Source organism: Virgibacillus sp. W0430 (genome assembly GCF_051846935.1).
In the GTDB taxonomy this organism is placed as follows: Bacteria; Bacillota; Bacilli; order Bacillales; family Amphibacillaceae; genus JBPYCR01.
In genome coordinates, this window is sequence record NZ_JBPYCS010000044.1 from 1 (window position 1) to 14,385 (window position 14,385).

Sequence of the window (14,385 nt, forward strand, 5' to 3'; positions counted from 1 at the left end):
CTAAAAATAAGTCCATTAAAACTAAAAAGAAAACAGCTGCTAATAATGCACCTTTATTTCCAAATATAGCCAATGATATCAAGGAACACATCTCTAGAGGAAACATCCATTTCATTTTAAACACACGTCTACCAATATATAAGCCATAATAAGCTGGTAGCATACTTAAAAAACTAAAGTTCATATAAGTTTCGCTTAAAGCATATTCGTTTATTGGATCAAGTATATACATAAAAAAGATTACACATGAAAAATAGGAATAAAGCTTTAATAACATTTTATAATTTTCTACAAATGAGAAAAGAAATAAAGGTATGGCGGCATATATAAAGAATTCATATAAAAGTTGGATAGTATAATCATTACTTCTGAATAATAGATCGATTATGAATAAACTAAGAAAAAAAGTAATAATCCAAAATGCGATTAATTGTTTTCCTTTAATATTAGTTATATTGAGGAAAAGACTGAAAATTATTATCACAACTGTTATTAAAAATAATATTATTGTTGAAAATTGTTGGTATGCTTGCAACAGAGGTTTTGCTAGCGCAAAAATCGACAAGTAGAGAACAAAAATTAATTCATTTGACTTTAAACTAGAAATAACTTTCACAAATGCACCATCTCTCTACTTATTATATCGTTTATATTCTTGTAATCCATTAATCATGCATGTATACGCCTTAATAAAACTCATGTCGCTTTTATACATCTTCCATTTTCTTATTGCAAATTGAGAAATTAACAGATGGGCCAAGAAAGGTCTCATTTCATAGAACATTGCCCCTTTAGTTTTAAATAACTTTTTATCAAAGCCGTTATACCAAGTTGATTCATTATGATTTACAACAGCTATTTCTTCTTTTACATATCTAATTTCCAGTCCTTTTTTTAGTGCTTCAGACAAAAATATATGTTCTTCACCACAAGTATACTTAGAACCAGCACCAAACAACTCATTAAATCTTATACTTTTTTCTAATATATCTTTCCGTTTAAAAGTAATCTGAAATGAGGAAATCTTTAATGTATGAAGAAAATTCACCCCCCCTTCTTTAAGCGATGATGTAGGCCTGTTATCATTTGTGCTTGGTATATCGAATGCTATAATACTTGCATTCGGATACTTTGCATATGCATCCAAAATGGTTTTTTCATAACTTTCATGATATACTAAATCATCATCCGCTATTAGGCATACATCACCAATAGAATTATTAATTGCTTTATTTCTACTTTTTGTGAGACCTCTTTCATTATAAGAAAGTAATCTAATTTCATTTCTATCAATTTTTATGCTCTGCTGTTCTTCTACATCACATTGATTTATTATCAGTGCATCAGTTTTGATATTCATCTTGTTTATAATTGATAAATCTTTTTGATACATTGTAGATACAAGAACTTCTACCTTCATATTAAGTCTCCTTCTTTTTTAATATTTTGGTACTTCCAAATAGATTTCAATACATGACTTGTCATGTAGTATGTGGCTCTAAATGGATCAATTCCAAGAAACCGATAGACTTTATATGTCATTTTAATTGTCTTTAACTTATTACCTGATTTAGAATTACGTGAAATTCTATATATTAAAAGTGGTTCATTTATTCCATGTGCTACCACTCCTGTTTTAAGAACTCTAAGCCAGACAGCATAATCCTCATGCATTTCGTCTTTCTCCATCTTGATTTGGTCAAAAAAATGCTTTTTTAACAAAACCGATGAGCAGGTAATTACATTTTGGCTTAGTAGTTCCTTATAAGATACTTGATTTGGAATTTCAAATATACCTCGATATGGAATATCACTTTCACTTATATATGAGCTTCCTGTAAATAGGAATTCCGCAGAAGCTTCATCTGCGTATTTCATTTGTCTCTCAATCTTAGATTTCTCCCATATATCATCACTATCTAAAAAAGCAATCCAGTCACCAGAGGCCACATGGATACCTTTATTCCTACTTTCTGAAACACCTAAGTTCACTTCATTCTTTATAAATTGGATACGTGGGTCTTGCTTGCTCATTTGCTGTATTATTTCTGCTGTGTTATCTTTTGATCCATCATCAATTACTATCAACTCTATATTTGAATATGTTTGATCTAACACTGAAATAATAGCATTCTTAATAAACCTCTCACTATTATAAGCTGGCATTATTACACTTACTAAATCTTCCAATTCATTTATACTATATCTTTCCATAAAAATAATCACCCTTAAAAGAAGACGCCTCTGTCTTCCTAACATTTTCTTCAAATGATATCGTCTCATAATCAAAGCTTTTTTCATATATAGAAATAATTGACATTTCTTTATCATAAACGTACGATCCAAATACTTTCCTTAATGTTTTTGATAATCTAAGCCCAATTAATATCATCCAGTTTAAACCTTTTAAGGTTCTAACTTCTCTTCCATGAGCCTTTGCAATAAGCATCACTAAATTAGTAGTATTCACGTAATCCTTATTTTGGGGGAAATATATGCCACCTTGGCTATTATCAATTAATATTCTTATAAATTCAGATAAATTATCAATATATATCATGCTACGTTCATTCTCTATATTAGGGAAAAAAGGTAGCTTTATTGCCATATTTGCTAACCTAGTATAATTACCAGGACAGTCCTTCCCATATACAATTGGTGGTCGAAGAATGGATACATTAAAATCTTTAGAATTAATACCTAATAAAAACTGTTCAGCTTCATATTTTGATCGAGCATACGGGGTCTTTGGAATCGGCTGCGTATCTTTAGTAATATATCCTATGTCCGTACCATAAACTCCCATAGTACTTAAAAATATGAATTGCTTTACACCTTCTCTTTTTGCTTTTTCAGCTAATTCGACTGTTAAATCTCTATTTATTTTAAAATACTTATCCGTATCCTTTTCTTTAACATGGACAATTGCAGCTGTGTGAAAAATGACGTCATATTTTGAGAATGACTTCCTTTTCCAATAGTCATTTCTTACGCTAATAAAATCAACAGAATACTCATCAGGATATTGTGAAACCCATTTTTTAAATGAAGTACCTATATAACTATTAGATCCTGTTATAAGTATCCTTTTCATTCTGATATAGTCTCCTCTTTAGTTGTGGCTACCTCTGCTGACCCTAAATTAATTTTAACCAAACACTTGTCGACATATCTACCTTCACCAAACAACACAACACCAACAGTCCTAATAATTATCTTTAGATCAAGTAACAAGCTATAATGCTCCACATAATAAACATCATACTTGTATCTTTCTTCTAAAGAAAGATAGATATTTCCACTCACTTGCGCTAACCCAGTCATACCAGGATTCATGTTAAGCCTTTTAGAAATTTCTTCATCATAATCTGCTAGGGATGTAATCCTTTCAGGTCTTGGCCCAACTAGACTCATTTCGCCCTTTAATACATTTAGCACTTGTGGAATTTCATCTATTTTACTTCTTCTAAGAAATTTCCCAATAGTTGTAATACGGTTATCGTCTTTCATTACTTCTAGACCCTTGACCATTTTGTCAGATCCCAGTTTCATTGTACGAAATTTATAAACCTTAAAGATTTGTTTATTTAAACCAGGTCGTTCTTGTAAGAAAAACACCGGTCCAAGAGAAGTTACTTTAATTAAAATTGCAATTAATACCCATATTGGAAGAAGAGGAATAAGAACTACTAGCGAAACAACAACATCAACTACACGTTTAATTAATTTTTGAATTTTCTTATCGTCCATAATTACCCTCAATTTCATAATCAATAGGAATTAAATACCCATCACTAAGTTTTATTTCACCATCGTTTTCATCTGTTTTAGCAGACCATATTCTTATCGTTCTCTCTTTTTCCTTATAATAAGCTCCTGGATAGGGATGCGTAACAGCTCTGACCAATTTATCGGTTTCATCCATAGTCATGCTACTTAATATCTCACCATCTTCTGGCTTTCTCCCTGGCCATTCAGTAGCATCTGCACTACTTTGCTTTGTTAGAATAACATTATTGCTAACAATATCATGCCAATACTTTGCAATAAGAGCAATGTGCATATCATCCACTTTTTTATAAAGTTCAGTTGCAGTAGTGTTTTGATCTAATTTAATAACCCCTTGACCAATAATATCACCCGTGTCAACACCTTCATCCAACTTAAACATAGTTACACCCGTTTCTTTTAACCCTTTAATAATTGCCCATGGAATTGCGGCTCTTCCTCTACCAATTGGCAATAAAGTAGGGTGCATACCTATGCAACCAAGTGTGGGGGCTTCCAGTACATCTTTCTTAGCAATTTGGGACCAACCAATAATAAACAACCAATCAATCTGGTATTCCTTTAAAGATGAAAGAACCTCTTGGTCGTTGATGTTATCAATTTTCAAAAGAGGGATGTCGTGTTCATTTGCAATCTCGTCTAAATAAATTCTTCCAGACTTATCCTTCGCTTTTTCATCTTTAAGAGTGATGAGTAAATCAAGACTCCCACCAATGCGGTATATTTCTTCAATACAACTCAGACCCAAGTGTACACAAGTAGCAAAAGCTATTTTTTTCATCAACCCATCTCATCCTCTCTTTAGTTAGAATCCACGTCTAAATACACTTTCGAAGGACTCAGCATAAACCATTCCGGCTTGTCCACCACGGTAAGCTGCTAATCCTTTGATTGCTTCATTACTTCTAGGATGAGGGTAATCTCTCATTACATCACGATATTGTGCTAGAGCTTCAATTTTTTTATCTACGCTTTCTTCTCCAACCTCAATAAATGTATTTGGTGAAAACTGGTTCATCGCTTTATTTAATCCCCATTCAGTAGAAGATGGCACTTCCATGAATAGTAGTTCTTTAAGAGGGGTCACATCATTCCTTCTTTGGAATAGCCTAACTGCTGCTTGGCAAGCCATAGAAGTATGCAGATGATCATTATTTAAGTCAGCTGGATGGTGAGTAAATACAACATCAGCATTAGTTTCCAGTATTGCTCCTTCTATAAACTGAACAAGTTTTAAATGTTCTGCATTGTTAAACTCTATATTTGGAAAGTTACCCGTGATAACTCTATCAACACCTAATATATTCATAGAATTATTAACATCTTCATTAAGTTCTTCAATAGAAGGACGGAAATTCCTAGCATTCACTTCTCCTGATAAAATACAAACATTAACTGAATGTCCTTCTTCAGCAAGCTTATACATTGTAGCGCCTGCTCCTAAAACTTCATCATCTGGATGTGCAACTACTACTAAATACGACATATAATTTGACCTCACTTATTTTCATCTCAATTTCTGCAACTTATAATATTTTTAATTTGCTTTTTTAGTTTGCTAGCACTTAATTGGAATCTACTATCTTCCCTTTTCCAATCAACTACTAACCTACCAAAGAGTGTTCATCTAATATGCCTCATATGGCAATCAAGTTTACCAGCCAAATAAGAAATAAATACCCATTCATTTAAAAGCTCTAACCGAGTTTCTTCCTATTTATATATTAATCTCCAGCTCGTGTCGGAACGTAAATATTTCCGCTTCCGGTTACCTTTGCAATAAAATCATTAAAAATACAGGGCATCTAACCCTACCTCACACCATGCTAATGACAACGTGTGTGTCTAAGGTGTTTTTGCAACCCACAGCATGGTCGAGTGCCTCCATTCATAATGGTAAGGAGACATCACCGAAACATAATGATTGATCAAAGAGCAATGATGGGTAGGGATTGGATTGGCTCGTCTTTCCCTACCGCTACTAATTCTATAATTGTTTACCGTTCATTTTTTAGCGTTTGCTTGGTTACGAGCTCAGTAAGGTACGCGTACAGATCATCTTTTACTTCTTCATTTTGCAAGGCGATTTCAATCGTTGTTTTTAGAAAACCCATTTTTTCTCCGACATCATAGCGCGTGCCTTCGAAGTCATATGCGAATACCTTCTGAACGGCATTCAATTTCTGGATTGCATCGGTGAGCTGGATTTCGCCGCCGGCTCCGATTTCGTGTTTGTCCAAAAAGGTGAAGATTTCCGGTGTTAATACGTACCTGCCCATAATTGCTAGGTTGGACGGTGCGGTCCCAAGTGTTGGTTTTTCTACAAAGTTCTTTACTTGATAGCGTCGTCCTTCCTGTGAGTACGGGTCTACAATGCCGTACCGATCTGTTTCATTTTCTGCTACGGTTTGTACACCGACTACGGAGTATTGGGTTTCTTCGTATTGCTCGATAAGCTGTTTCAGTCCTGGTGTTTCGGCTTGGACGATGTCGTCGCCTAATAAGACAGCGAATGGTTCGTTTCCGATAAACTTACGTGCGCACCAAACCGCATGGCCAAGTCCTTTCGGGTCTTTTTGCCGAATATAATGAATATCTACTTGGGCAGGTTGTTTTACTTTTTCAAGGAGCTCTAGTTTTCCTTTTTTTATTAAGTTATCTTCAAGTGCAAAGTTATTATCAAAGTGATCCTCGATTGCGCGTTTTCCTTTTCCCGTTACAATTAAAATATCCTCGATACCTGATGCGATAGCTTCTTCAACGATATATTGAATGGTTGGCTTATCCACGATCGGCAGCATTTCTTTAGGCATTGCTTTTGTTGCTGGTAAAAACCTTGTACCGAGTCCTGCTGCCGGTATAATTGCTTTTTTTACTTTTTTCAAGGCTTTCTCCTCTTTTCCTCCAATATATAGCTATATAGCGCGTCTCTTTTTTGTTGCTTTTAAGATCCCTTCACGGCCAATAGTGTCTTTTCCATAAAGACGATTTTCATTAATTCATTTTTTAAATCGTCTGGTGCGTATGTATGGAAATGTTCGATGAGTCGATACACAACGTCCGCGTCTATTTCAACCGTTCGTCCGACATAGATTTTTTCGTACACCTCTCCTGGTAAGATCTCATTCGCTCCGAGCAGCTCTTCGTACATTTTTTCGCCTGGGCGAATGCCAGCGTATTGGATCCCGATTTCTTCTTCTGTGTAGCCGGATAATTGGATTAGATTTCGTGCTAAGTCAACAATTTTTACGGGTTCACCCATATCGAGGACAAATATTTCGCCCCCGTTGGCGAGTGTGCCTGCTTGAATGACAAGTCTCGATGCTTCTGGGATCGTCATAAAGTAGCGGGTCATTTCTGGATGGGTAACCGTTACTGGCCCGCCGCGCGCAATTTGTTGTTTAAATAAAGGAATAACACTGCCGCGGCTGCCGAGTACATTGCCAAAGCGGACGGCGACAAAGTTTGTTTTGCTACGTTTTGCCATCGTTTGAATAACCATTTCGGCAATCCGCTTTGTTGCTCCCATTACATTTGTAGGGTTTACTGCTTTATCCGTAGAAACAAGGACGAACGTGTCGACACCATATTCGTCTGCTGCTTCGGCCATATTTTTCGTTCCGATAATATTGTTTTTTACCGCTTCATGTGGGTTGTATTCCATTAGTGGTACGTGTTTATGTGCTGCTGCATGATATATAATTGCTGGTTCGTGAGCTGCAACGATTTCTCGCATACGCGTGCGATCTTTTACATCGGCAATTATTGGAATGATTTCAACGTCTGTCTGTTTATATACTTCGTGTAATTCCAAATGAATGGTATAAATGCTATGTTCCCCGTGGCCAAGAAGCACGAGTTTTTTCGGTGTAAAGCGCATAAGCTGTCTGCACAATTCAGATCCTATTGATCCACCCGCCCCGGTCACGAGAACCGTTTTGTCGGTCACTTCGCCTTGAATTGCTTGAATATCTAATTCGACTGGCTCACGTCCTAGTAAGTCTTCTACTTCGACATTTTTCAGATGACTGACAGATACCTTCCCCGTCATTAAGTCCTCAATCTTAGGAATCATCTGTACTTTCACTTTTGTTTTGTTGCATTCGGCAACGATTTTATTTAATTCCCCATTTCTCAAGGATGGAATGGCGATGACGATATGCTCGATTTGCTCTTTTATGACGATCTTTGGAATATCCTTTACTTTACCAAGCACGGGCAAATTATAGAGCTGCATCCGTTGCTTTGCCAAGTCATCATCGATAAATCCGATAGGGTGAAGTTCCGATTGGTTGTGATTATTGTTTAACTGTCGGACAATCATCGCGCCAGCATCCCCTGCTCCAATGATCAACGTCCGTTTTTTCTTCGCAGTTTGTTTCATGTATCGATCTCTGTAAATACGCCATACGAAGCGCGATCCACCGATTAAAATAATATGGAGCATCCACGTTACGAGAAGTGCTCGTTTATAAATAGCAAAATCATTAATGAAAAATTGTATAATTCCAGTTGAAATGATTGATAATGTGATGGCTTGTACAATGGCGGTTAGCTCGCCAACGCTCGCATAGGCCCATACTTTATTGTACAGCTTGTACAATACCGCATAAATATGATGGAAAACTAAAAGTACGAGGGCGCTGACGATAATTACAGGCATATGTAGGTTAGTAAAGTCCATACTCGGGTATACGACCCAAGAAGCTATGAATATAGCGGTACTGACGGTGAGTGAATCGAGTATAATGAGTAACGCCAGGCGTGTTCGATAAGCCATGTTTTTACGCCTCCCTTCTGTGCCTATCACTATGTGTCTCGTTGATTGTATGTGTCGATGTGTCAGAAATAAAGAAAAGACATTCCCCAGCTTCACATCTATTACAATCTATGACAAATTTTAACAATCAGATAAGACTATCTTACTATGATCACGGTCATAAAATAAGTGACTTTTGGAAATAAAAGTCATAGTTTGTAGTTAATTGGAGCCATTTTTTTATAAAAGAAATAAATTTTATAGGGCTTTTATCGTTTCTAGTTCACGATAAGTACTTAAGTCCTGTAAATAGGCGATTAGCTCATGTCGATTGTAGAATCTAAACGTGCTATATAATTCACTTACATAATTTTTGATTGTACCTTCTGTTAAATGAAGCGCTTGGGCAATTTCTCGATTTGTCTTCCGCTTTATTAAATGGCTCGCTACATCTAGCTCTCTGTCTGTTAGATGAATTCCGCGGTTTTCCAGTTGCGTCTGTAATATATCCTTTCGACTGCAGCGATACCGCACAATCTTTTCTGCCAATATACGCGCCGCTTCCCCAGAAATCACAAATTCATCTGCCGCTGCATTGCGAATGGCTTCAATGACACTCTCCGCTGACGCATTCGTTAATAGAAAGCCTTTAGCTCCTGCAAGCACACCTGCTACAACGTGCATCCGCTCGGAATAGTTCGTTAACAGGATAAAGCTTGTTTTGGGGTATTCATTCTTTAATTGCGTTAACAATTCGATCCCATTTATCGACTGAAGATGAAGATTCACGATAACGACATCGATCGTATGCTCTTCCATCTGTTCACGGAAGGCTTTCGTCGTTGATACCATTCCGATCATCCGAATATCGTCTGTTTTCTCTACAATTGCGCAAATTCCTTCATAATATAGACGCTCCTCATGAACGAACAAAGCATGGATCATAACGAACACTCCTCTTTAATTATCTAAACTTATATTTGAAGAATACGGCTCCTATTTATTAACGGCTTGATTTCCATCTATGTCCGACTATTTATGCGGATAAGAGCGTGATTCGGAATACCCCATCTTACAAATCGAGCGTGCAGTCTCTCTTTAAGCTATCCTGTTGTTTGAAGCATAGGTTATTTCAATTCGTTATGCAATTGTTGCTCTTTTTTTGACGTGTTGTTTGATGTACAGCTTATTTTTTCCGTCACGTACCTCGTAATCTGTCATTTGAAGCATAGATTATTTCAATTCGTTCAACTTCTCATTTCTCCGAACAGCTGCCGTTTAACCGTAGCTGCTTTTATTCGTTATGCGCCTCGTACTCATCCTATCCTTCTTTTTCTAATAGACCGACACTAGCTTAGCCTCGTACTTATGCGCTAGAACAAGCCGAGAAACTTTTTCCTTTTCGGTATCAATGGCTCGAAGCGATTCACATTCATATTATCTATAAGCAGGTGACTGTTTTCCATTAGCATATAGTACGTATCCAGTCCGTACATTTCTTTCACTGCTTGATATGCCTCCTGCAAGCAGAACCCTCTTGTAGTTGTGTTATGAGCATCTGATGCAATAAAATGCGTTAAGTTCGACTCAATAAGCTGATGACTAAACTGTTGAGCATGCTTCCCAAACTTTCCAAGCACACTCGCCGCCGTCACCTGCGTTAACGCGCCATTTCGAACAAAATTGTATAGCTTCATCGGCTCGTCAAGTAACTCTTTATTCCGCTCAGGATGTACAATAACTGGCGTTAACCCTGCCACTTGTATATCAAACAGCATTTGCTTTGCATAATGCGGAACAGTGCTTGAAGGGAACTCAATAAGAACGTATTTCGAATCATTTACCGAGTAAATTTCTCCTTTATCCATATCCTCAAAAACATCCCCATTGATCCGTAGCTCATGCCCCCCAAAAACCGTTAACGGTATGTTTTCCTTTTTTAACAAGGCACGCAAAAACGTAAGATGCTTTTGCACCTTTGACCGCTCATTTTCATACCTTCCATTTTTATGATGCGGGGTAGCAACGACTGTATGTATCCCCTGCTCTACCGCAGCTTTCGCCATCGCCAAACTGTCCAGTTCAGTCCGCGCCCCGTCATCTACACCAGGCAAAATATGACAATGTATATCAATCATGCACTCCACACCCTTTACCTTTTCCATTCAATGTTTATAAAATATACAACATCCAGCCTAACCGTAAGCCATTAGTCCTATTTTTCTAAAAACCAATCATTTACAGATGAATTGATAAGCACTGGTTCAACGGTTCAACTGCTGTCTTGCCATAATAAATGTAACTGCAATGCAAATGCATTGCATTCAACTAGTAGTGGAAAAAACATTTTTTAATAATAGATTAAAATTCATGTCGAATAAAGTGGGCAATGTGTAAATAAATGCCACTATATGTAACTAGTATATCAAACTGTATAAGATTATAAAGGCACTATTTTATAAATAACTAACATTATGAAAGTTTCAATACATTTCTTACGTCCACACACGAGCGTGGGGGAGCAATTTGCGAGCACGGAATACACGTTTGCGAGCGTGGGAACAACTTTTATGAGCGCGAAACGCACATTTACGAGCGCGAGAACCACATTCAGGAGCGCGGAATACACGGTTGCGAGCGTGCGGGTGCACTTTGCGAGCGTGCGGAGACAATTTACGAGCGTGGGCTAGAATTCACTACTTAATTTTCATGTATGATCTTCTACAAAGAATGTATATATCAAAAACGGATACTTTTTACGATTTCCTTTATAATGAAATAGTGCTATTTCCTCATAATAATCATAATTATTGCCAAAAACATAGAACTATTGTACTATTTAAAACTAATATATTACAAACTATTAAATTATAAATCTTTAATTGCTACAACGTATAGTGAATGAATTTAAATTATTAGTAAGAAAAACGATCGCATCTTTGAATGAAGGGAGCTAACGTATGATAAAATTTGCGTTTTATTTAGAGGGGATTGATCGAAAGGTTTTTAATATTGATTTGAGCTATCCCGATGAAATAATAATGAAAAGAAGTATAAAAGAATGCATTCAACTATTGGAAAAAAAGAAGAAAATCACTTTTGAAAGCTACGAGCAGTTATCAACGAACGACGGTTATCGAATATATTTTACAAAGAAAGAGGGGAATTTTTTCAAGAAAAGGAAAATAACTTATATATATTTTGCCAAAGAAGTTAACTAACGCCTGGAAAGACATCGATCAGCGGGCAATCATACCACAGAAAGTCAAGCTGTGGAATTTAATTTATAAATAAAAGCAATTGGAAGTATATTTATATTTACTTATTACACAGTATGTTTTTGAACTGCATGAAAGAGGTGTTGGAGCGTTGATTGTGTTTAAAAAGGATGAGCAATTAAGAATTGGAGATATTCCGGCCCGCTTTTTAGCGCAAAATAGTCAAGAGTACTTATTTTTTTTATTAAAGGACGATTGGGAAACTGTATATGATGTTATTAGTATCCCAGCAGATCGGTTAATGCAACAAAATATTATACGAACTTCTCACAATATTTTTTTAAAACAAAAAGGTAGTTAATAACTTCTTTAAAAGAAAGATGATTAATAAACCAAGAATTTTAAAGCTGAGTTGGTTGGTAATATATGATTTAAAATCCAATCGGTTGCTTACCGGCAGTACCGGCTACAGAAAGCTTACAGCACTTGCAATTTACAGTACACATGCTAACCCCAAAAAAACAAACGCTATGTTCTAATTTATTCACTACAAAATATTAATGAGCCTATCGAAACTGATGGGCTCATTAATATTTCTCTCCAACAATTATTAAGTTCACTGGTGAACCGTGCATTGCCGCGGATACATAACAGGAATCATTTTTTACGAGCGCAGGAGCCTCACTCTCGAACATGAAACGCACGGTTGCGAGCGCGGGAGCCTCATTCTCGAGCGCGAAACGCATGTTTGCGAGCGCGGGAGCCTCATTCTCGAGCGCGGAACGCACGGTTGCGAGCGCGGGAGCCTCATTCTCGAGCGCGAAACGCATGTTTACGAGCGCGGGAACAACATTTATGAGCGCGAAACGCATGTTTGCGAGCGCGGGAGCCTCATTCTCGAGCGCGGAACGCACGGTTGCGAGCGCGGGAGCCTCATTCTCGAGCGCGGAATACACGTTTTAGTTTTGACCGTAATAATAGTAATAATTTGATTTTGCTTTATCTCGATCATTTAATACTACTCCGAGTAGCTTCCCTCTTGCTCCTTCTAGAATTTCTTTTGATTTTTCTGCAGCTTCGTATTCGGTCACGTTGCTGCGTACGATTAGCAGCGACCCATCAACAATATTTGCTAATATTTGCGCGTCGGCGACTGCTAGTACAGGTGGTGTATCAAAAATAACAACGTCATAAAGCTCTTTTGCCTGCGAGAGTAGCGCTTGCATTTTCTTGGAGGCGAGCAGCTCTGATGGATTCGGTGGAATCGGTCCGCATGAAATGACATCGAGATTTTCAACGTCGGAAGATACAATTGCATCCTCCAGCGTGCTTTCCCCGACAAGAATATTACTTAACCCGCGTAAATTATCTAACCGAAACGTATAGTGGACGGTAGGCTTGCGGAGGTCGGCGTCAATTAACAATGTCTTTTTACCTTGCTGGGCATACGTTACAGCCAAGTTTGCCACGGTCATTGATTTTCCTGCGGCAGGCTCTGAGGAAGTAACTAAAAATGCTTGCAGTTCGTCATCGACCGCTGCGAATTGCAAGTTTGTTCGAATCGTCCGGTACTGCTCGGATATAGGCGAACGTGGATTTAGCTTTGTAATTAAATGTCTCATTTTGCTATTTCTAGATTGTTTTTTTCTGCGCACCATCAAGTCCACCTCGTTTCATCTTATTCGAACGGAATGCTAGTTGATCGCCTCGCATATCTTCGTCCTTTATATTGGAAATAACACCGAGAATTGGGAGCCCGAGCTTTTTTTCTATGTCTTCTTCCGTTGTTATCGTGTTATCCAAATATTCAAGCAGAAAGGCTAAACCAACACCTGCCATTGCACCAATTACGATTGCAATTGCAATATTTAACGTTGGTTTTGGTGCTACAGGCGTCGGGTTTATCGCTACTTCTGCTTCAGATAAAATCCCGACGTTATCGACTCCGTTCATAATTTCTGGCGTTTTCTCTTGGAAAATGCGGACGGTCGTATTGGCAATTTTCGTTGCTAACTCCTGATTCGGATCCGTCACCGTAACCGTCACGACTTGAGAATTTTGCTCGCTGGATACTCGAAGTTTGTGCTCCAACTGTTCAGCACCATAGGGCAAGTTTAGCTCACTAGCGACATCCTCCAAAATTGCTTTACTTTTAATGATGACATTATATGTATTGATAAGTTCAACATTCGTTCGTATATCATTGACATTAAATTGCATGTTCGGATCCTGCTGTTTCTGGTTCACAATAAACTGTGAACTCGATTCATACGTTGGCGTTAAAACAAAATAGCTAACTACTGCCGCAATAAGCGCAGCACCAAACACAAATAAAATAATCATAAGCAGACGCTTTTTCAATACTTCAAAGATCTCTTTTAAAGAAATTGTTTCTTCCATTTGTGTACCTCCATATAGCATCTAGTAATATTATAGTAAGCCTGTGCCTATCAAAAGCTGCTCCATATTTAATGAAATTTTTACAATAAAATAACGGCAAACGAATTCGTACTGACACAAAAATGCAATTTCACATTTTAATTAGTTATTCAAATTAAATAGCGATAAGAAATACCGAAACTATAACAACTAGAGAAAGATGATTCCTCCCAATCTTCT

15 protein-coding genes are annotated in these 14,385 nt (G+C 37.2%); 2 read left to right on the forward strand and 13 right to left on the reverse strand.

The window, feature by feature from the left end; genetic code table 11:
• From ACLIBH_RS13750 to ACLIBH_RS13800, 11 genes are all read right to left on the reverse strand, one after another.
• On the reverse strand, window positions 1-616 hold a 616-nt coding region (locus ACLIBH_RS13750), incomplete at its 3' end, for a hypothetical protein (protein ID WP_439317287.1).
• A 15-nt stretch (window positions 617-631) separates the two neighbouring features.
• Window positions 632-1,420 (reverse strand): glycosyltransferase, encoded by a 789-nt coding sequence (locus ACLIBH_RS13755; protein ID WP_439317288.1) that lies wholly within the window; start codon window positions 1,418-1,420, stop codon window positions 632-634.
• Window positions 1,417-2,214, reverse strand: a complete 798-nt coding sequence (locus ACLIBH_RS13760) for a glycosyltransferase family 2 protein (RefSeq protein ID WP_439317289.1) — start codon at window positions 2,212-2,214, stop codon at window positions 1,417-1,419. The genes ACLIBH_RS13755 and ACLIBH_RS13760 overlap by 4 nt, the downstream gene beginning before the upstream one ends.
• Window positions 2,201-3,094, reverse strand: a complete 894-nt coding sequence (locus tag ACLIBH_RS13765) for an NAD-dependent epimerase/dehydratase family protein (RefSeq protein WP_439317290.1) — start codon at window positions 3,092-3,094, stop codon at window positions 2,201-2,203. Before ACLIBH_RS13765 ends, ACLIBH_RS13760 begins: the two co-directional genes overlap by 14 nt.
• A complete protein-coding gene (locus ACLIBH_RS13770) occupies window positions 3,091-3,750 on the reverse strand; it encodes a sugar transferase (RefSeq protein WP_439317291.1) in 660 nt (219 codons plus the stop codon). The genes ACLIBH_RS13765 and ACLIBH_RS13770 overlap by 4 nt, the downstream gene beginning before the upstream one ends.
• On the reverse strand, window positions 3,740-4,570 hold the full coding sequence (locus ACLIBH_RS13775; protein ID WP_439317301.1) for a formyltransferase family protein: 831 nt from the start codon (window positions 4,568-4,570) through the stop codon (window positions 3,740-3,742). Before ACLIBH_RS13775 ends, ACLIBH_RS13770 begins: the two co-directional genes overlap by 11 nt.
• Window positions 4,571-4,594: 24 nt before the next feature.
• Window positions 4,595-5,275 (reverse strand): PIG-L deacetylase family protein, encoded by a 681-nt coding sequence (locus ACLIBH_RS13780; protein WP_439317292.1) that lies wholly within the window; start codon window positions 5,273-5,275, stop codon window positions 4,595-4,597.
• Between the two features lie 511 nt (window positions 5,276-5,786).
• Entirely contained in the window at window positions 5,787-6,674 is an 888-nt protein-coding gene (galU, locus tag ACLIBH_RS13785) for a UTP--glucose-1-phosphate uridylyltransferase GalU (protein WP_439317293.1), read from the reverse strand.
• Window positions 6,675-6,733: 59 nt separating this feature from the next.
• Window positions 6,734-8,569 carry a polysaccharide biosynthesis protein gene (locus ACLIBH_RS13790; protein ID WP_439317294.1) on the reverse strand — a complete coding sequence of 612 codons (1,836 nt, stop codon included), beginning with the start codon at window positions 8,567-8,569 and terminating at the stop codon, window positions 6,734-6,736.
• A 237-nt stretch (window positions 8,570-8,806) separates the two neighbouring features.
• A complete protein-coding gene (locus ACLIBH_RS13795; RefSeq protein WP_439317295.1) occupies window positions 8,807-9,493 on the reverse strand; it encodes a response regulator in 687 nt (228 codons plus the stop codon).
• Window positions 9,494-9,921: 428 nt separating this feature from the next.
• The gene (locus tag ACLIBH_RS13800; RefSeq protein ID WP_439317296.1) at window positions 9,922-10,686 is read right to left on the reverse strand and encodes a tyrosine-protein phosphatase; all 765 of its coding nucleotides are present in this window, start codon (window positions 10,684-10,686) and stop codon (window positions 9,922-9,924) included.
• An 822-nt stretch (window positions 10,687-11,508) separates the two neighbouring features.
• Here ACLIBH_RS13800 and ACLIBH_RS13805 point away from each other — a divergent pair.
• Both ACLIBH_RS13805 and ACLIBH_RS13810 read left to right on the forward strand, forming a co-directional pair.
• On the forward strand, window positions 11,509-11,769 hold the full coding sequence (locus ACLIBH_RS13805; protein ID WP_439317297.1) for a hypothetical protein: 261 nt from the start codon (window positions 11,509-11,511) through the stop codon (window positions 11,767-11,769).
• 148 nt (window positions 11,770-11,917) lie between these two features.
• Window positions 11,918-12,127, forward strand: a complete 210-nt coding sequence (locus tag ACLIBH_RS13810; protein WP_439317298.1) for a hypothetical protein — start codon at window positions 11,918-11,920, stop codon at window positions 12,125-12,127.
• A gap of 598 nt (window positions 12,128-12,725) precedes the next feature.
• Here ACLIBH_RS13810 and ACLIBH_RS13815 read toward each other — a convergent pair.
• Together ACLIBH_RS13815 and ACLIBH_RS13820 are read right to left on the reverse strand one after the other, a co-directional pair.
• On the reverse strand, window positions 12,726-13,424 hold the full coding sequence (locus tag ACLIBH_RS13815) for a CpsD/CapB family tyrosine-protein kinase (RefSeq protein WP_439317299.1): 699 nt from the start codon (window positions 13,422-13,424) through the stop codon (window positions 12,726-12,728).
• Window positions 13,399-14,166, reverse strand: a complete 768-nt coding sequence (locus ACLIBH_RS13820; protein ID WP_439317300.1) for a YveK family protein — start codon at window positions 14,164-14,166, stop codon at window positions 13,399-13,401. The genes ACLIBH_RS13815 and ACLIBH_RS13820 overlap by 26 nt, the downstream gene beginning before the upstream one ends.
• Window positions 14,167-14,385: the final 219 nt, after the last annotated feature.

What these genes read in the sequence shown, in the direction of transcription:
- ACLIBH_RS13780 (WP_439317292.1), bottom strand. Translation starts at nt 5,275, where the DNA reads ATGTCGTATTTAGTAGTAGTTGCACATCCAGATGATGAAGTTTTAGGA.
- ACLIBH_RS13770 (WP_439317291.1), bottom strand. Translation starts at nt 3,750, where the DNA reads ATGGACGATAAGAAAATTCAAAAATTAATTAAACGTGTAGTTGATGTT.
- ACLIBH_RS13805 (WP_439317297.1), top strand. Translation starts at nt 11,509, where the DNA reads ATGATAAAATTTGCGTTTTATTTAGAGGGGATTGATCGAAAGGTTTTT.
- ACLIBH_RS13790 (WP_439317294.1), bottom strand. Translation starts at nt 8,569, where the DNA reads ATGGCTTATCGAACACGCCTGGCGTTACTCATTATACTCGATTCACTC.
- ACLIBH_RS13755 (WP_439317288.1), bottom strand. Translation starts at nt 1,420, where the DNA reads ATGAAGGTAGAAGTTCTTGTATCTACAATGTATCAAAAAGATTTATCA.
- ACLIBH_RS13795 (WP_439317295.1), bottom strand. Translation starts at nt 9,493, where the DNA reads ATGATCCATGCTTTGTTCGTTCATGAGGAGCGTCTATATTATGAAGGA.
- ACLIBH_RS13800 (WP_439317296.1), bottom strand. Translation starts at nt 10,686, where the DNA reads ATGATTGATATACATTGTCATATTTTGCCTGGTGTAGATGACGGGGCG.
- ACLIBH_RS13815 (WP_439317299.1), bottom strand. Translation starts at nt 13,424, where the DNA reads ATGGTGCGCAGAAAAAAACAATCTAGAAATAGCAAAATGAGACATTTA.
- ACLIBH_RS13760 (WP_439317289.1), bottom strand. Translation starts at nt 2,214, where the DNA reads ATGGAAAGATATAGTATAAATGAATTGGAAGATTTAGTAAGTGTAATA.
- ACLIBH_RS13765 (WP_439317290.1), bottom strand. Translation starts at nt 3,094, where the DNA reads ATGAAAAGGATACTTATAACAGGATCTAATAGTTATATAGGTACTTCA.
- ACLIBH_RS13775 (WP_439317301.1), bottom strand. Translation starts at nt 4,570, where the DNA reads ATGAAAAAAATAGCTTTTGCTACTTGTGTACACTTGGGTCTGAGTTGT.
- ACLIBH_RS13820 (WP_439317300.1), bottom strand. Translation starts at nt 14,166, where the DNA reads ATGGAAGAAACAATTTCTTTAAAAGAGATCTTTGAAGTATTGAAAAAG.